This window comes from Hymenobacter sp. 5317J-9 (genome assembly GCF_022921075.1).
Taxonomy (GTDB): domain Bacteria; phylum Bacteroidota; class Bacteroidia; order Cytophagales; family Hymenobacteraceae; genus Hymenobacter.
The window spans coordinates 4,204,547-4,220,793 of sequence record NZ_CP095050.1; the positions used below are offsets into that span (position 1 = coordinate 4,204,547).

At 60.6% G+C, this 16,247-nt stretch carries 15 protein-coding genes; 1 reads left to right on the forward strand and 14 read right to left on the reverse strand.

What is annotated here, in order from left to right; all coding sequences use genetic code 11:
* Nucleotides 1-91: 91 nt before the first annotated feature.
* The 6 genes from MUN81_RS17635 to MUN81_RS17660 form a co-directional block, all read right to left on the reverse strand.
* Nucleotides 92-1,474, reverse strand: a complete 1,383-nt coding sequence (locus MUN81_RS17635) for an ABC transporter permease (protein ID WP_245112818.1) — start codon at nt 1,472-1,474, stop codon at nt 92-94.
* A gap of 132 nt (nt 1,475-1,606) precedes the next feature.
* Nucleotides 1,607-2,545, reverse strand: a complete 939-nt coding sequence (locus MUN81_RS17640) for an ATP-binding cassette domain-containing protein (protein WP_245112821.1) — start codon at nt 2,543-2,545, stop codon at nt 1,607-1,609.
* Between the two features lie 151 nt (nt 2,546-2,696).
* Nucleotides 2,697-3,332, reverse strand: a complete 636-nt coding sequence (locus MUN81_RS17645; RefSeq protein WP_245112823.1) for a hypothetical protein — start codon at nt 3,330-3,332, stop codon at nt 2,697-2,699.
* On the reverse strand, nt 3,326-3,841 hold the full coding sequence (locus MUN81_RS17650) for a sigma-70 family RNA polymerase sigma factor (protein WP_245112831.1): 516 nt from the start codon (nt 3,839-3,841) through the stop codon (nt 3,326-3,328). The genes MUN81_RS17645 and MUN81_RS17650 overlap by 7 nt, the downstream gene beginning before the upstream one ends.
* Before the next feature lie 167 nt (nt 3,842-4,008).
* Nucleotides 4,009-5,148 (reverse strand): molecular chaperone DnaJ, encoded by a 1,140-nt coding sequence (gene dnaJ, locus MUN81_RS17655; protein WP_245112838.1) that lies wholly within the window; start codon nt 5,146-5,148, stop codon nt 4,009-4,011.
* Nucleotides 5,149-5,292: 144 nt separating this feature from the next.
* Nucleotides 5,293-5,871: a nucleotide exchange factor GrpE gene (locus MUN81_RS17660; protein WP_245112840.1), complete on the reverse strand. Its 579-nt coding sequence runs from the start codon at nt 5,869-5,871 to the stop codon at nt 5,293-5,295.
* 140 nt (nt 5,872-6,011) lie between these two features.
* Between MUN81_RS17660 and MUN81_RS17665 the strand changes: the two genes are divergently transcribed.
* On the forward strand, nt 6,012-6,488 hold the full coding sequence (locus tag MUN81_RS17665) for a hypothetical protein (protein ID WP_245112842.1): 477 nt from the start codon (nt 6,012-6,014) through the stop codon (nt 6,486-6,488).
* 117 nt (nt 6,489-6,605) lie between these two features.
* Here MUN81_RS17665 and obgE read toward each other — a convergent pair whose 3' ends face one another.
* From obgE to MUN81_RS17705, 8 genes are all read right to left on the reverse strand, one after another.
* The gene (gene obgE, locus MUN81_RS17670; RefSeq protein ID WP_245112844.1) at nt 6,606-7,670 is read right to left on the reverse strand and encodes a GTPase ObgE; all 1,065 of its coding nucleotides are present in this window, start codon (nt 7,668-7,670) and stop codon (nt 6,606-6,608) included.
* Between the two features lie 151 nt (nt 7,671-7,821).
* Nucleotides 7,822-8,448, reverse strand: a complete 627-nt coding sequence (locus MUN81_RS17675) for an adenylate kinase (protein ID WP_245112846.1) — start codon at nt 8,446-8,448, stop codon at nt 7,822-7,824.
* A gap of 78 nt (nt 8,449-8,526) precedes the next feature.
* A complete protein-coding gene (locus MUN81_RS17680) occupies nt 8,527-9,066 on the reverse strand; it encodes a phosphoribosyltransferase family protein (protein ID WP_245112847.1) in 540 nt (179 codons plus the stop codon).
* 246 nt (nt 9,067-9,312) lie between these two features.
* Nucleotides 9,313-11,553 (reverse strand): sodium-translocating pyrophosphatase, encoded by a 2,241-nt coding sequence (locus MUN81_RS17685; protein WP_245112849.1) that lies wholly within the window; start codon nt 11,551-11,553, stop codon nt 9,313-9,315.
* 228 nt (nt 11,554-11,781) lie between these two features.
* Nucleotides 11,782-13,233, reverse strand: coding sequence for a hypothetical protein (locus MUN81_RS17690; RefSeq protein WP_245112850.1), 1,452 nt, complete (start codon nt 13,231-13,233; stop codon nt 11,782-11,784).
* Between the two features lie 39 nt (nt 13,234-13,272).
* The gene (locus tag MUN81_RS17695) at nt 13,273-14,019 is read right to left on the reverse strand and encodes a glycosyltransferase family 2 protein (RefSeq protein ID WP_245112852.1); all 747 of its coding nucleotides are present in this window, start codon (nt 14,017-14,019) and stop codon (nt 13,273-13,275) included.
* Nucleotides 14,016-15,086, reverse strand: a complete 1,071-nt coding sequence (locus tag MUN81_RS17700; protein ID WP_245112854.1) for an NAD-dependent epimerase/dehydratase family protein — start codon at nt 15,084-15,086, stop codon at nt 14,016-14,018. Before MUN81_RS17700 ends, MUN81_RS17695 begins: the two co-directional genes overlap by 4 nt.
* 209 nt (nt 15,087-15,295) lie before the next feature.
* Nucleotides 15,296-16,210, reverse strand: coding sequence for a M20/M25/M40 family metallo-hydrolase (locus MUN81_RS17705; RefSeq protein ID WP_245112855.1), 915 nt, complete (start codon nt 16,208-16,210; stop codon nt 15,296-15,298).
* Nucleotides 16,211-16,247: the final 37 nt, after the last annotated feature.

A 16,247-nucleotide genomic window follows, 5' to 3' on the forward strand; every position in this document is an offset into this window, starting at 1 on the left:
TCTACCGTGAGAGTAAATAATTACTTGCGCGGTAGAGATGCTTCGACAAGCTCAGCATGACGTTCAAAGTTCGTCAGGCCGGCAGTGGAATTTACCCTTTATAAAACATCCACTTGCCCAACTCCTTGTAGGTCACCTTTTTGCCGTACATCAGCACGCCCACGCGGTAGATGCGGGCTGCCACCCACACCGTGCCCACAAAGCCCAGAATGAGCAGGAAGATGGACAAGGCCAACTGCCACATGGGCACGCCAAACGGCAGGCGGATGACCATGGCAATGGGCGAGGTAAAGGGTATCATCGACATCCAGAAAGCCACCGGCCCGTCAGGGTTGCGCAAAATGACCGACACGCCCACGATGTAGCTCAGAATGAGCGGCATGGTGATGGGAAACATGAACTGCTGGGTGTCGGTCTGGTCATCCACGGCCGCGCCCACGGCGCCGAACAGCGCGCCGTAGAGCAGGTAGCCGCCCAGGAAGTAGATGATGAACCCGAACAGGATGGTGCCAATGGGCAAGTTGGCAAGCGCACTGAACATGCCGTCGGCACGGTTGGCCGGGTTCATGGCGGTTGCCGAGCCACTCATGGCCTGGTCCATTTTTGCGCTGCTGGATTGCGGCGCACGCACGCCCTCCCGGGCAGCGGCCGGCGGCGCCGTGGCCACCTCGGTTTTGGGCTTTTCGCGCAGCAGCATGGGTGTGAGCACCGTGCCCACGCCGTAGGACAGAATGCCCCACAGCAAAAATTGGGTTAGGCCAACGGCCGCAATACCTACAATTTTACCCATCATTAAGTCAAAGGGCTTCACCGAGGACAGCATCACTTCCATGATGCGGCTCGACTTCTCTTCCCCCACCCCGCGCATAATCTGCACGCCATAGACGAAAATGAACAGGTAAATGGCCAACGCCAAGCCGTAAGCCGTAAGCGAAGTAGCCTTTGCGTTGCTGTTGGCTTCTTTGCCCGATTCATCGAGGCTTATGGCTTTCAACTCCACTTCCGACCGCAGCCGGTCGAGCTTTTCCTGCGAGATGCCCGATTTCTCCATTTTCAATTCGGAGAAGGCTTTATTCAGCGCATCTTCTACCGCGCCTTGCTTTTTCAGGCTGATGTTGCCTTTGCCGAAAAACTGCACGCCGTTCGGTTTCTCCACGTCGAGGCCGGCGGGCAGGTACACCAGGCCGTCGTGCTTGGCTTTCTGGAAGCCTTTTTTGGCATCAGCCAGAGAGCCGGTGGCAGTTTCGAAACGCAGCTGCGGCGTGCTCACCAAGTGGCTGGCCACGTTCAGGCCTGAGTCGTCGCGCACCTCCACCACGTCGGTGGTGTCGTTGTCGGAGCTGGCAATTTTGGCAATGAACACGCCAAAGCCGGCCAGCAGCAGCGGCACGGCCAGCGTAAGAATGATAAAGGCCCGTTTGCGCACCCGGGTTAGGTATTCGCGTTGGGCAACGAGTAAAAATTTAGAAGCCATGATGCAGATTAAAAGGTAGTGGCCGTCATGCTGAGCTTGCCGTAGCATCTCGCATGGGGCAGTATTTATTTTCTTTTGATTGAGTTAGTGAAAGCACGCGAGATGCTTCCTTCGTCAGCATGACAGACGTTTTTAAACGGTTTCCTCGACCAGCGTTTCGGGCATGGTTTCGCGCACGCGCCGAATGAAAATCTCGTTGATGCTCGGGATTTTTTCGCGGAAGGCTTCCACCTCTACCGCGCCGATGAGGTAGCGCAGCAGGTCGTTGGGGCGCACACCGGCGTGCAGCTGCACGCGGGCGTAGAAATGGCCGTTTTCGCGCTCCTTTTGCTCCACCACTTCAAAATCGGGGTGCACCACCAGGAGTTTGCCCTTGCCTTCTACCTCGTAGGTGTTGGTTTTGAACTGGTCGCGAATCACGCCGATGGGCCCGTCCAGCACCTTGCGCGAGCGGTTTATCAGGGCAATGTTGTCGCACATTTCCTCCACCGATTCCATGCGGTGCGTGGAGAAAATGATGGTGGCGCCCTGCTTGCGCAGCTCCAGAATTTCGTCCTTAATCAGGTTGGCGTTGATGGGGTCAAAGCCCGAGAACGGCTCGTCCAGAATAATCAGGCTGGGCTCGTGCAGCACCGTGGCAATGAACTGCACTTTCTGCTGCATGCCCTTGCTGAGGTCCTCCACGTTTTTGCCGGCCCACTCCTTTATCTCGAAGCGGTTGAGCCAGTGCTTGATGCGGGCGGTGGCGTCGCTGCGGCTCAGGCCGCGCAGCTGGGCTAGGTAGAGCAATTGCTCGCCCACTTTCATCTTTTTGTAGAGGCCGCGCTCCTCGGGCAGGTAGCCGATTTGGGCAATGTGGCTCGGGTTCAGCCGCTCGCCCCGGAACCGGATTTCGCCTTCGTCGGCGCCCGTAATCTGGGTGATGATGCGGATGAGCGAGGTCTTGCCCGCGCCGTTGGGGCCCAGCAGGCCGAAAATGCTGCCCTCCGGGATGGCGAGGCTCACCCCGCTGAGGGCGACGTGGTTGGCGTAGGCCTTGCGCACGTCGATGGCTTCCAGAATTGGTTTCACAGAAAAAAGAGTTGGTTGGCGGGTTAAATGTAGAAGAATGCAGCTGAGCAAATGTATCAATCCCGGCCCTCACGCACCAGCCGGTGGGCCCCAAGCGGCTGAAAGAGGCCCCCGAACGGGGAATAAGCCCGATGAGCCGGCCCCGGCGCCGCTAGTGCGCGGCCACCGGCTCGGCCAGTTCGCGCAGGCTGGCTTCGAGGCGGTCAAGGTGCTGGCCGTAGAGACGCTGCAGGTAACGCTTCGTCAAGCTGGCCACGGGTAGGTACAGCAGCGCGGGCAATACCACCACCAGGCCCAGCACCAGTGCCAGGCCAAAGCCGGACGTCAGCCCGATTTCGCGCTTCGAGGTCGATACCACCATCAGCAAATTCAGCAGCCCGCCCACCGGCAGCATGGCCAGCGTGAAGCGGTAGTAGAAGCGGATGAGGGCCCGCAGGCCACTGTCGAGGCGCAGCAGGTGGGCACGCAGGTCGCCGGCCGGGTCGTCCATGCGGAGCAACAGGTGCAACTTTCGGAACAGGTACACGATGCACACGGCCCCAATGGCGGCTAGTACCCCACCGGCTACCCGCAGCCAAAGCACCTGCGCCAGCCCAGCCAAGGCCAGCGCCCCCGCAAGTATCACGAAGTTTGCCCATAGCTCCCACCGGGCGCTCCGGCGCAGCTTGGCAATGATGCCATCGGATTGCTGGGCCAACAGGCGCGTCAGGGCCGCTGCATCGAGCGGGGCGGGCACATCAGCCGCGGGCTGCTGCCACTGGCAGCGGAGTTCATCGAGTTCTAGCATCGGGCGGCGGGGACTAAAAGGGCGCGGAGTTTTTCCTGCACGCGGTGCATTTTCACGCGCACGTTGTTTTGGGTAATGCCCAGAATGTCGGCCATTTCCTCATAGGGCCGGTCTTCGAGGTACAAGAGGATGAAAGCCTTGTCGACTTCCGACAGCCGGCCTATGGCCTGGTACAGCTGGGCGCGGTCGTCGGCGTCGAAGCCCGTTTCCGGGGCTTGGGCCACGGCCAGCGCCTCGGCGTCCAGTTCCGTGGGGGCCGGGCGGCGGGTGCGCTGGCGCAGGTTCGAGATGGCCACGTTCAGCGCAATGCGGTAGAGCCAGGTGCTGAGCTTGGCGTTGGGCTGCGGCACGTAGCGCGGCCACGCCCGCCACAGCTGCAGCACCATCTCCTGGAACAGGTCCTGCCGGTCGTCGGCGTCCTGACAGTAGAGGCGGGCCACGCGCCGCAGCAACGGCTGGTACTCGTGCAGCGCAGCAACAAAATCAGCAGACGGAGTGGCGGAGGCCATGCGGTGGGTGAGAGTTTCGGGAAGTGAATCGCATGGCTGCAAAAGTCATTACAACTGCCGCGAAAATTTCCGCAAGACCCGCTATTAATTCGTCCTGCTGAAGGACAAACAAAAAGCCCCGTCCGACCACAGGTCAGACGGGGCTTTTCAATCACTAGCCTTCGGGCTTACTGGAAGTACTCCTTCACCTTCTCGAAGAAGCCTTTCTCGTTCTTGCCGGGGTGGGGCGTGAAGTTGTCCGATTCGCGCAGCTTCTCCAGCAGCTCGCGCTCCTGGCTGCTCACGTTTTTGGGCGTCCACACGTTCAGGTGGATGAGCTGGTCGCCGCGGCCGTAGCCGTTGATGTCCTTGATGCCCTTGCCGCGCAGGCGCAGGATTTTGCCGGGCTGGGTGCCGGGGTCCACCTTGATTTTCACCTTGCCCTCGATGGTGGGCACTTCCAAGTTGGCGCCCAGGGCGGCATCCACGAACGAGATGTACTGCTCGAACATGATGTTGTTGCCGTCGCGCTTCAGGAACTCGTGCGGCTCCTCCTCAATCTGAATGAGCAGGTCGCCGGGCACGCCGCCACGCTCGGGGAAGTTGCCTTTGCCGTTCATGCTCAGCTGCATGTCGTTGGCCACGCCGGCGGGAATGTTGATGGGAATCACTTCCTCGTGCAGCTGGCGGCCTTCGCCTTTGCACACGTCGCAGGTGGCCACAATGGTTTTGCCCTCGCCGTTGCAGGTGGGGCAGGTGCTGCTGCTCACCATCTGGCCCAGCATGGTGTTCACCACGCGCTTGGTTTGGCCCTGGCCCTGGCAGGTGGGGCAGGTTTTGAGGTCGGTGCCGTTTTTGGCGCCGGTGCCGCTGCAGGGCTGGCAGGCCACGTAGCGCTTCACCTTGATTTTCTTCTCAACGCCGTTGGCGATTTCCTCCAAATCCAGCTTCAGCTTGATGCGCAGGTTCGAGCCCTTTTTCTGGCGTCGGCCGCCCTGGCGCCCGCCCCCGAAGAAACCCTCGAAGCCTCCGCCGCCACCGAAGATGTCGCCGAACTGCGAGAAGATGTCCTCCATGTTCTGCGGACCGCCGCCGTTGCCGCCCATGCCCTGGTGGCCGTACCGGTCGTAGCGCGCCCGCTTGTTGGCGTCGCTGAGTACCTCGTAGGCCTCGGCGGCTTCCTTGAATTTGTCTTCGGCCGTCGGGTCGTCGGGGTTTTTATCGGGGTGGTACTTGATGGCCATCTTGCGGTAGGCCGACTTGATAACGTCGCCTTCCGCATTTTTGGCGATGCCTAATACCTCATAATAATCGCGCTTCGTAGCCATCTGCGTGGTTGTATCTGGCCGTCATGCTGAGCGAAGTCGAAGCAGCTCTACTGCAGTAGTAATTATTTACTCTCGCGGTAGAGCTGCTTCGACTTCGCTCAGCATGACGGCCTTTATTTATTGTTCTAAATCCAAACCCTAAAATTACTGACCCAGCACCACTTTGGCGTGGCGAATTACTTTGTCACCCAAATAGTAGCCCTGCTCCACCACGTCCACGATTTTCCCTTTCAGGTCGTCGCTGGGCGCGGGAATCTGGGTAATGGCCTCGTGCAGCTCGGCATCGAAGTCGCCGCCCTTGGCTTCCATGGCGGTCAAACCCTTTTGCTGGAGCGTTTTGTTCAACTTATTCTGAATGATGTCGATGCTTTCGCGCACGGCGTTGGCGTCTTCGGTGGCGGCGGTGGCGTTGCGGGCGCGCTCGAAGTCGTCGAGCACGGGCAGCAGGGCCGTCATCAGCTCCTGATTGGCGGTTTTGAAAAGCTCAATCCGCTCCTTGGTGGTGCGGCGCTTGTAGTTCTCAAACTCGGCGGCCAGGCGCAGGTACTTGTCCTTGAGGTCGGCCAGTTCGGCGTCGGTGCGGGTGCCTTCGGGCGCAGGGGCGCCGGTGGCCGTCATGTTGGGGTCGGTGGTTTCGCCGTCGGCGTCGGCCATTTCGCCAGCTACGTGGTTGGGGTCGGCGGTCAGGTTGTCGTCCTGCGGCAGGGTGGTTTCGTCAGCCATTTGCGGAAATATTCGTCGGAAGGGGTTTTTCACGGGGTTAGCCGGTTAGTCAGGGAGCGGGCGCAAGGAGTGGGCCAAAGGGGCGCAGGCTGCCATAGTGGCATTGGCATATGCTGGCAACTTTTACTAATCTTTACGGAATGAAGTACTACTGGGCAGGTTTATTAGCGGTGATGCTGGGCATCCTGTTTCTCGGTCTGAATACAAATACTAACTCTTCCGATGCTTTAGGGCTTCTGGCCTTCGCACTCATTTTTGCGGCTATTCCTTTTACTATTTATAAAACATTTCCAACCAGCCGCTTCGCTGTAATTATTGCTCTTGCATCTCCACTAATCCTTGGCCTAGCTTGGGGTAACTGGGCAACTTATATCCGAAACCGCCAGCTTGACTCAAGAGGCGTCATGACGAAAGGTGTCGTAATCGCAGCATGGAAGCTGAGAACCAAAAACGGTGGCCAACAGAAACTCTTCAAAGCCACATTTCAAGCAGCTTCCGAAGCGCATGAAACTGCTTCAATAAATAATTTTAATGATTTCCAAAAAGGTGACTCGATTGTATTTCAGTACATTCCGACAGACCCAAACACTTACCGAATCATTGGCTTGAGGGAATAATCTACTGGTGTAACGCCTTCCAAATCCTGTTTTCTAGCGGCTGACTGTTCTTATTCGTGAGGCCAGGAATGAAGACGGAAGGCACATATGCTAGAAGTGCCTGCTAACCCTAATGCATTAGGAAGGCCATTCCTCGTCGCCCTCCTCTTCGCCAAGGCCCTGGCGTTTGGTTGGCGCAGCGTCGCGGCGGGTTTCTTCCAGCGCCTTCCAAATCATGTCCTTCAGCGGCACGATGTTTTTATTCGTAAGGCTGGAAATGAAGATGGACGGCACATCATCCGGGAGCGTGGCGCGGATTTCGGCCTCTAGCTCCTCGTCAATCATGTCGGACTTGGTGATGGCCAGCAGGCGCTTCTTATCCAGCAGCTCGGGGTTGAACTGCTCCAGCTCGCCCACCAGCACGTCGTATTCGGCGTTGATGTCGGGTGAGTCGCAGCTTATCATAAAGAGCAGCATGGAGTTGCGCTCGATGTGGCGCAGGAAGCGCGTGCCCAGGCCCTTGCCCTCGGCCGCGCCCTCGATGATGCCGGGAATGTCGGCCATCACGAAGGATTTGTAGTCGCGGTAGGCCACCACGCCCAGATTGGGCACCAGGGTGGTGAAGGCGTAGTCGGCAATCTTGGGCTTGGCCGCGCTCACCACCGAGAGTAGCGTGCTCTTGCCCGCGTTGGGGAAGCCCACGAGGCCCACGTCGGCCAGCAGCTTCAGTTCCAGGATGATGGTGGCTTCCACGGCGGGCTCGCCGGGTTGGGCGTACTCCGGCGCCTGATTCACGGAGTTCTTGAAATGGTCGTTGCCCCAGCCGCCGCGCCCGCCGGGCACCAGAATGGCGCGCTGGCCGTGCTCCGTGATTTCGAGGACCACCTCGCCGGTGTCGGCGTCGCGGGCCACCGTGCCCAAGGGCACTTGCAGCACTATGTCCTCGCCCTGTGCGCCGGTGCGCAGGTTCTCGCCCCCGCCCTCGCCGTCTTTGGCAAACACGTGCTTCTGGTACTGCAAGTGCAGCAGCGTCCAGAGCTGCGAATTGCCTTCGAGGTAGATGTGGCCGCCGCGGCCGCCGTCGCCGCCGTCAGGGCCGCCGTTGGGCAGGCCCTTGGCCCGGAAGTAGTGGCGCGAGCCCGCGCCGCCTTTGCCCGAGCGACAGATGAGTTTGACGTAGTCGATGAAGTTGTTGGAAGCCACGAGGATTGGGGATTTGATGTAAAAGAACTGTCATCCTGAGCGCAGCGAAGGACCTTAGCACCGCCGAACGATTTGCAGTAACGCTAAACCGGGCAAGCGTGCTAAGGTCCTTCGCTGCGCTCAGGATGACAGCCGTATTGGTGGCGTAAAGTTACGCCTTTACTTCGTTGGTGGCGGCGGCCGGCGATTCGGGCACGGCGGGCTTGTGCTGGTCGATGATGGCGCAAATCTGGCCAAAAATGCTCTCAATGGCGCCGATGCCGTTCAGGGAATGGAATTTCTTTTGGGCGGCGTAGTAGCCGGCCACTTGGGCGGTTTCGGTGTTGTACACCGTCACGCGGCGACGGATTTTGCTTTCGTCCTGGTCGTCGGGGCGGCCGCTGGTTTTGCCGCGCTCCAGCAGGCGGGTCACCAGTTCTTCCTCGGCCACTTCCAGCGCAATCATGCAATTGATGCCGCTGTCGTGCTGCTGCATCAGCTGGTCGAGGCGTTCGGCCTGGGGCACGGTGCGCGGAAACCCGTCGAAGATGAAGCCGCCGGCGGTGGCCTTGTGGGCTTGCAGCGCCGAGTCAATCATGCCGATGACCACCTCATCGGGCACCAGCAGCCCCTCATCCATCAGCTTTTTGGCCTGCAGGCCGAGCTCCGTGCCCTGGGCAATCTGGGCGCGCAGCAAATCGCCGGTGCTCAGGTGCACAAGGTTGTACTTGGTGATGAGTTTCTGGCTTTGGGTTCCTTTGCCGGCACCGGGAGGGCCAAACAGCACAATATTCAGCATGTGGGTAATGAAGCGTTTTCGCTAAGGGAAGGGTGAGGTGGTTTGGGCAAGTTAATCAATCGGCGCCAAAAGCGTGGGCTATACGGCCACGTACACATCGGGCAGGTTGCGGCCCAGGCCGTCGTAATCCAGCCCGTAGCCCACCACAAAATCGTTGGGAATCTCGCGCGCCACGTACCGTACGGTAAGTTCGTGCCGCAGGCTGGCGGGCTTGAAAAAAAGCGCCGCGATTTCGACCGATGCCGGGCCTTTGGTCAGCAGCGTGGGCAGCAGGTGGTGCATGGTAGTGCCCGTGTCCACAATGTCTTCCACGATAATCAGGTCGCGGCCTTGCACCTCCTCGCGCAGGCCCAGAATTTCCTGCACCAGGCCGCTGCTTTCGGTGCCCTCGTAGGAAGTCACCCGGATGAAGACGATTTCACACTCGCCGGTGTATTTCTTGAGTAGGTCGGATGCAAACATGAACCCGCCCGTGAGCACCACCACGAACAGGGGCTGCCGGTCGGCGTACTCGGCACTGAGGCGGGCCGCCAGCTCCGTCACGGCCTCATCCAGTTGAGCCGCCGACAGGTAGGGGCGGAAAGCTTTGTTGTGGATGGTAATCTGGGAGGAGCCCATGCGGCGCGTGAAGTACTGATGAGGCAACAAAGCTACTATCGGAACCACGGATTGGCGCGGCTTTATGGGAGCTCACGGATTTTGTGGACGTTACGACCCTGTTTTTTCAGCCATGCAGCATCCGGCTCCTTTATTACGCATCCGTTCAATAATGCCCAAAAGCAAGCAAAGCCGCTCCTGGGAGCGGCCTTGCTTGTATTCATCATCCATAAAATCCGCAGAAGCCCTGCGAACCCGTGGCTTCGGCTATTCGACATCGCGGATGGCAGTAAAAATGACGCGGAAGGCGGCCGGGGCCAGCACTTCGGCGTAACGCACGTGCGGGCGGGCAGCCACTTCCACCCGCTCCTTTTCCACCTGCACCGGGGCCATGCCACGCTCCCCGCCTTTCTCGGCAATGTGAGGCGCAATTACCAGCGACACGATGCTCATCAGCTTGATGAGAATGTTCATGCTCGGGCCGGAAGTGTCCTTGAAGGGGTCGCCCACGGTGTCGCCGGTCACCGAAGCCTTGTGGGCGTCGGAGCCTTTGTATTCCATCTTGCCGTTCACCATCACGCCTTTTTCGAAGGATTTCTTGGCGTTGTCCCAGGCGCCGCCGGCGTTGCTCTGGAACATGGCCATCAGCACGCCGCTTACGGTGACGCCGGCCAGCAGGCCGCCCAGCACGTGCGGGCCAAACAGGAAGCCCACGATGATGGGCGAGAGCAGGGCAATGGCGCCCGGCAGAATCATTTCCCGAATGGCCGCGGTGGTCGAAATAGCCACGCACTTTTCGTACTCCGGCCGACCGGTACCCTCCATGATGCCCGGAATCTCGCGGAACTGCCGGCGCACTTCCTGCACCATGGCCATGGCCGCGCGGCCCACCGCCGCAATGGCCAGCGCCGAGAAGATGAACGGAATCATGGCGCCCACAAATAGGCCCGCCAGCACTTCGGCGTTCGAAATATCGATGGTATCGATGTGGGCCGTGCCCATGAAGGCGGCAAACAAGGCCAGCGAGGTGAGGGCGGCCGAGGCAATGGCAAAGCCTTTGCCGGTGGCGGCGGTGGTGTTGCCCACGGCGTCGAGAATGTCGGTGCGTTCGCGCACTTCCTTGGGCAGCTCGCTCATTTCGGCGATGCCGCCGGCGTTGTCGGCAATGGGACCGAAGGCGTCGATGGCCAGTTGCATGGCCGTGGTGGCCATCATGCCGGCGGCGGCAATGGCCACGCCGTAGAGGCCCGCGGCTTTAAAGCTGAGCACGATGCCGGCCGCTAGCACCAGAATGGGCAACACCGTCGACTCCATGCCCACGGCCAGGCCGCCGATGACGGTGGTGGCGTGGCCGGTGCTGCTTTGCTGTACAATGCTGTTCACCGGGCGCTTGCCCATGGCGGTGTAGTACTCGGTGATGATGCTCATCAGCGTACCCACAATCAGGCCCACCACTACGGCGTAGAATACGTGCATGGCATCGAAGCTGATGCCGCGAATGGTGAAGGTGCCCGCCGGCAGAATCCACATAATCAGCCCATAAGCACCGAATGCCGACACCACCACCGAAATGTAGTTGCCCGTGTTGAGGGCGCCTTGCACGTTGCCACCTTCTTTCACCCGCACGCAGAGAATGCCAATGAGCGAGGCGATGATGCCCATGCCGGCAATGGCCATGGGCAGGAAGATGGGCGACAGGCCGCCAAACTGGTCGCCGGTTACCGTCACTTCGCGGCCCAGCACCATGGTGGCCAGAATGGTGGCTACATAGGAGCCGAACAGGTCGGCGCCCATGCCGGCTACGTCGCCCACGTTGTCGCCCACGTTGTCGGCAATGGTGGCGGGGTTGCGGGGGTCGTCTTCCGGAATGCCGGCTTCTACTTTGCCCACCAGGTCGGCCCCCACGTCGGCCGCTTTGGTATAAATGCCGCCGCCCACGCGGGCAAACAGCGCGATGCTCTCAGCGCCCAGCGAGAAGCCGGTAAGGACTTCGAGGGCTTTTTCCATTTCGGTGCCGTTGGCGAGGCCACTGGGCACGAACATTTTATAGAACACGATAAACAGCGAGCCCAGGCCCAGCACGGCCAGGCCGGCCACGCCCATTCCCATCACCGAGCCGCCCGAAAACGACACGTTGAGGGCGCCGCTGAGGCTGGTTTTGGCGGCTTGCGCGGTGCGCACGTTAGCCTTGGTGGCAATCTTCATCCCGATGAAGCCGGCCAGGGCCGAAAAAACGGCACCAATTAGAAAGGCAATGACGATGACCGGGCTGGAGTTGCCGCTGGTGCTGCCCAGGTAAAACAAAAAGGCCCCGGCAATCAAGCCAAACAGGGCCAGCACTTTGTATTCAGCTTTGAGGAAGGCGATGGCCCCATCGGCGATGTAGCCGGCAATGGTAGTCATGCGCGCGTCGCCCGCGTCTTGTCGGGACACCCAGCCCGCACGGAGCCACGTGTAGAGCAGCGCGAAAATGCCCAGAGCGGGCACTGCGTAAAGGTAATTCGTCATAAACGGCGAAAAAGGGTGATGGTGAAGAATGAATGTTGTTGGGTAGGGATACGAGCAAAGGTATATGGCCGCCTTTACAATTCCTGCATCAAAACCCGCTAACGCCTTAGCATTCTGGCAATGTCGCGGCTGCCCGCTACCACGCCCTGCATGCAGGCGGCGGGCGCTACCGGGCGCCCGTCATCGTTCACTTCCCTTTTTCGCCTTCGTTTTGTAGTTCCTGACAGCTTACGCCGACACAGGCGCTTGAGTGCCGCCTTGGGTTCGGCGAGTTAGCCACGCCCCCACTGCCAGCGCAATGCTCAGCAAGAGCCACGGCCGCACCGGTACCGTGTAGCGGGCCTGAATGGCAAAGGGCAGGTGAATGAGCCCGAAATACACCACCAGCGCCAGCGACAGCCGCCAGGTTGGCGCGCACGCCATCCGGCGCCGGCTCAGCAGCACCCACCCGATGCTGGCCACGGCCAGCAGGAAGGTGAAGCCGCTCACGAGCGTGGGGTATAGCACCTTAATTTTGGCCACGGGGCTGGTGGCCGCGCGCCAGGCCGGGCGTTGCACACCCGTTACCCACAGGCGTACCAACGTGTAGAGGCGCGTTTTGAAGTAGTAGCCGGGCTCCCGCAGAATGTCGGCCACGTTGGCCTTCATCAGCAGTTGCTCGCGCTTGATGGTGTAAGCCGAACTATAGGTGGGAAACAGAAAGCCGTAGTCGGGCCAGGCCGGCGGGGTGTAGTGATACATCTGGGCGGCGTAGCGGCGGTCCAAGTCGGTGAAGAGTGGCTTGGTTTGGGCATCGATGACGTCCCATTCGTGGTTGAAGGCGGCAATGTGGTCCTTCACGGCAGCGGTATCGGTGAAGGACACCACTTCGTCGCCCATCTGGTTGCCCCAGTAGCGGCCTTCGTGGTAGCCGGGCATGCGCAGGGCCCAGAAGCCAATCTGCATCACCCCCGCGCCGCCCTCCAGCGAAGTCGTCTTGAACACGCCGTGGTGCCGCAGGTTCCACAAGCCGTACGGCAGCATGGTGGCCCCAAAAACGAGCAGCAACGCCGCGGCATGCATCCAGGAAAAGCCCTGGCGCCGCGTTTGCCAGTAATCAAGCATCAACTGAATGAGCGGCACGAACACAAACACCGGCCGCAGCTGGAACACCATGCCAGCCACCAGCGCCAGCGTCAGGGTGCGCTTCCAGGATGGCGCCCACGTGATGGCCACCACGCCGTAGAAGGCAATCAGAAACGCCACCAGCACTTCGGGGTAGATGTAGGCCGCCAGGTAGGCCAGTTGGATGTTGGGCAGCAGCAGCAACAGAAACAGGTTGCGCACCAGCCATGTGTTATTGGCGCCTTCGCAGTGCTTTATCAGCCGCAGCACGAGGGCGATGGTGCCGATGTAGAGCCCGGTCTGGAACAGCCGGATGCCGGTTTCGTGCAGGCCAATGCTTTTCAGCAGCAGCAAAAACACCGGGTAGCCGGGGTTGCGGAAAGTATCCGGAAGGTAATCGGGCAGAAAATACCACGCCGAATACCGCCCGTGCAGCATGCCCTCGGCCAGCCCCATGTAGGAGCTGCGGTCATCGGGAGTAATGGCGTGGAGCGAAGCCACGGCCAGCACCACGGTAACGAGCAGGTTGAGCCCCGCCAGCACCCGAAACAAACGAGCGCTGGACAGCCATGCCATCCAACGCTCTGTCTTGTAAACTATACCCATTTGCTGGTTTTAAGCAGTAGTTTTTGCCTTATGGAAGTCGCCCCGAGAGAAGTGCTTTTCGATGAGGCAGTACATCATGATGAAGAAATAGCGCGAGCCCATCTCCTTGATTTTGAGCTTGCTCTCGCCGTACTTGCGGTTGGTCCAGGAGTTGGGCACCACGGCGTAGGAGTAGCCCCGCACGATGGCCTTCAGCGGCAGCTCGAGCGTGAGGTTGAAGTGGGGCGAGAGGAAGGGCTTGAGCCCGTCCATGGTGTGGCGGCGGTAGAGCTTGAAGGCGTTGGTGCAGTCGTTGTACTTGAGCCGGAACAGGGTCTTGACAATGGCATTCGCCACGCGGTTGAGCGTCTTTTTGTGGGCCGGGTAGTCCACCACCCGGCCCCCCTTTATCCAGCGCGAGCCGAAGACGCAGTCGTAATTGCCCGCCACCATCGTGCGGTAGTAGCGCACCAAATCGGCCGGGTCGTCCGAGAGGTCGGCCATCATCACGGCCACGCACTCGCCCGTGTAGCGCTCGAGGCCGTAGCGCACGGCGTAGCCGAAGCCGTTGGGGCCGGCGTTGGTGTAATACGTCAGCGTGGGGATTTCCCGCGCCAGGGCTTCGAGCGCGCCCAGGGTGTTGTCCTTCGAGTTGTCGTTGGTGACGACGATTTCGTGGGCAATGCCTTCGGCCGCCAGCGCCGCGTGCAGCGTGCGCAGCGTCTCGCCGAGGCTCTCCTCTTCGTTGTAGGCCGGAATGACGACGCTTAGCTTCATGCCGGCTGGCGCTCCCGCAACTCGTTGAAAATCTGCGTCAGCGTGGCCGTCAGCCCGTACTCGAACCGCCAGGTGGGGTAGTGCTGCTCGAAGCGGCGCACGTCGGAGACGTACCAGATGTGGTCGCCCACGCGGTTCTGCTCGGAGTAAGAGTAGTTCATTTTGTTGCCCGTGATGGTTTCGCACAGGGCGATGGCCTCCTGCATCGAGCAGTTGGCGAAGCGCCCGCCGCCGGCGTTGTAGACCTGGCCGCCCGGGCGCGGGGCCTGGTAGAAGTGCCAGAACATGTTCACCAGGTCGTGGGAGTGGATGTTGTCGCGCACCTGCTTGCCCTTGTAGCCGAAGACGGTGTAGTGCTGCCCGGTGAGGGCGCACTTCATCAAATACGACAAAAAGCCGTGCAGCTGCGCCCCGGAGTGGCGCGGCCCCGTGAGGCAGCCCCCGCGGAAGACGGCCGTTTTCATGCCGAAGTACCGGCCGTATTCCTGCACCAGCACGTCGGCCGCCACCTTGCTGGCCCCGAACAAGGAGTGCGTGGTGTGGTCGATGCTCATCTGCTCGTCGATGCCGTGGGCGAAGTAGGGGTGGCGCTCGTCGATTTCCCAGCGGGTTTCGAGCTCCACCAGCGGCAGGAAGTTCGGGTTGTCGCCGTACACCTTGTTGGTGGAGGTGAAGATGAACACCGCTTCCGGGCAGTGCTGCCGGGTCATTTCCAGCAGGTTGAGCGTGCCGTTGGCGTTGACGGTGAAGTCGGTGAAAGGCTCGCGCGCGGCCCAGTCGTGGCTGGGCTGGGCGGCCGTGTGCACCACCAGGGCGATGTCGGCGCCGTACTCCCGGAAAATGTCCCCGAGGGCTTCCACGTCGCGGATGTCGGCCGCGTGGTGGCGGTAGTTGGCGAACGTGTTCTGCAACCGGGCCCGGTTCCAGTCGGTGCTGGCCTGCTCGCCGAAGAAGTAGCGCCGCAGGTTGTTGTCGATGCCGACCACCAAGTCGAACTTGTCGGCGAAGAACTCCACCGCTTCCGACCCTATCAGGCCCCCGGCCCCCGTGATGAGTGCGATTTTCATAGAATAATGTACTGGGTTTCAGGCCCGGATTTGAGAAACGAAATGAATGGCGGGCGGCGCATTTGCCGAAGCAAACCGGCTGCCTTTATAATACCAGGGGCAAACAAAAAAGCAGTGCCCCTACGGGAATGTGCTGCAAATTTCGGAGGTAATGCCCGATAACCTACCCTCTTTCCGAGAAATCGCAGGATAAAAAGGCGCGGCCCTGGCTACAACTCCTGCATTAACACCTGATACAAAGCCAGCATGCTGGTAATGTCGCGCTTGTCGACCAACTCATCGGGCGAGTGCACGTGGTCTTCGGGGGCGCCCACAAAGCACCAGTCCCAGGGCGCGGCGGCGTGCTGCAATTCCTTGGCGTCGGAGCCGCCGCTGCCTTCCACTTCGAGCTGGTGCGGGATGCCCGAGGCGGCGGCAATGGCCCGAATGCGGTCGACGTAGGCCCGGCGCGGAATGAGCGAGTCGCGCAGGGAGATGGCGCAGCCCTGGCCGGCGTGCACGCCCTCCGTCACCCAGGTGATATCGGAAATCAGGGCCTGGCGCACCCCGTATTTCTCAAAAATATACTTGGCCAGGTAGGCCACCGAGCCGCCGCCGTGCTCTTCCCAGCAGGAAAACGCCACGACGCCGTGCTCCAGCGTTTCGCACAGCCGCAGGGCGTTCCACACGCCCAGGCGGTTGTCGAGGTAGCAGCTCTGCACGGTGGTATCGGTTTCGCGGAAGTCGCAGTAGAAGGTGAGCTCGGTGCCGCGGTCGATGTCGCGGTGGAACGCATAGCCCAGTTCCCCGGTTTCGTCATCTATTGTTAGTGTGCAATCTATCTGTCCTTGCGAATCCTCTCCTACCAGTCGGTAGCCGGCCTCGGCCTGCGGCCCGCCGATGCGCACCAGCTGCCGCCCGTAGCGCACGGTGAACCCAATGCTGTCCAAGTGGGCAAACACGGCCGTGCGCGGCTGCCCAAACACCAGCACAATGCAGTCCTGAAACCGGTCGTCGGCCACAACCTGGGGCTGGTGGCGCCAGGTGCCCTGGTGCTGGCGCACGTAGTCGAGCACAAAGCGGGTAAGGGCCGATTCGTTGCCGGAGGGGGCCTGAATGCGGCAAAGGGAGCGCAACAATTGCATAAGCAGGGGGATTGTCGCCCAAAGCTAGGCCAAAGTC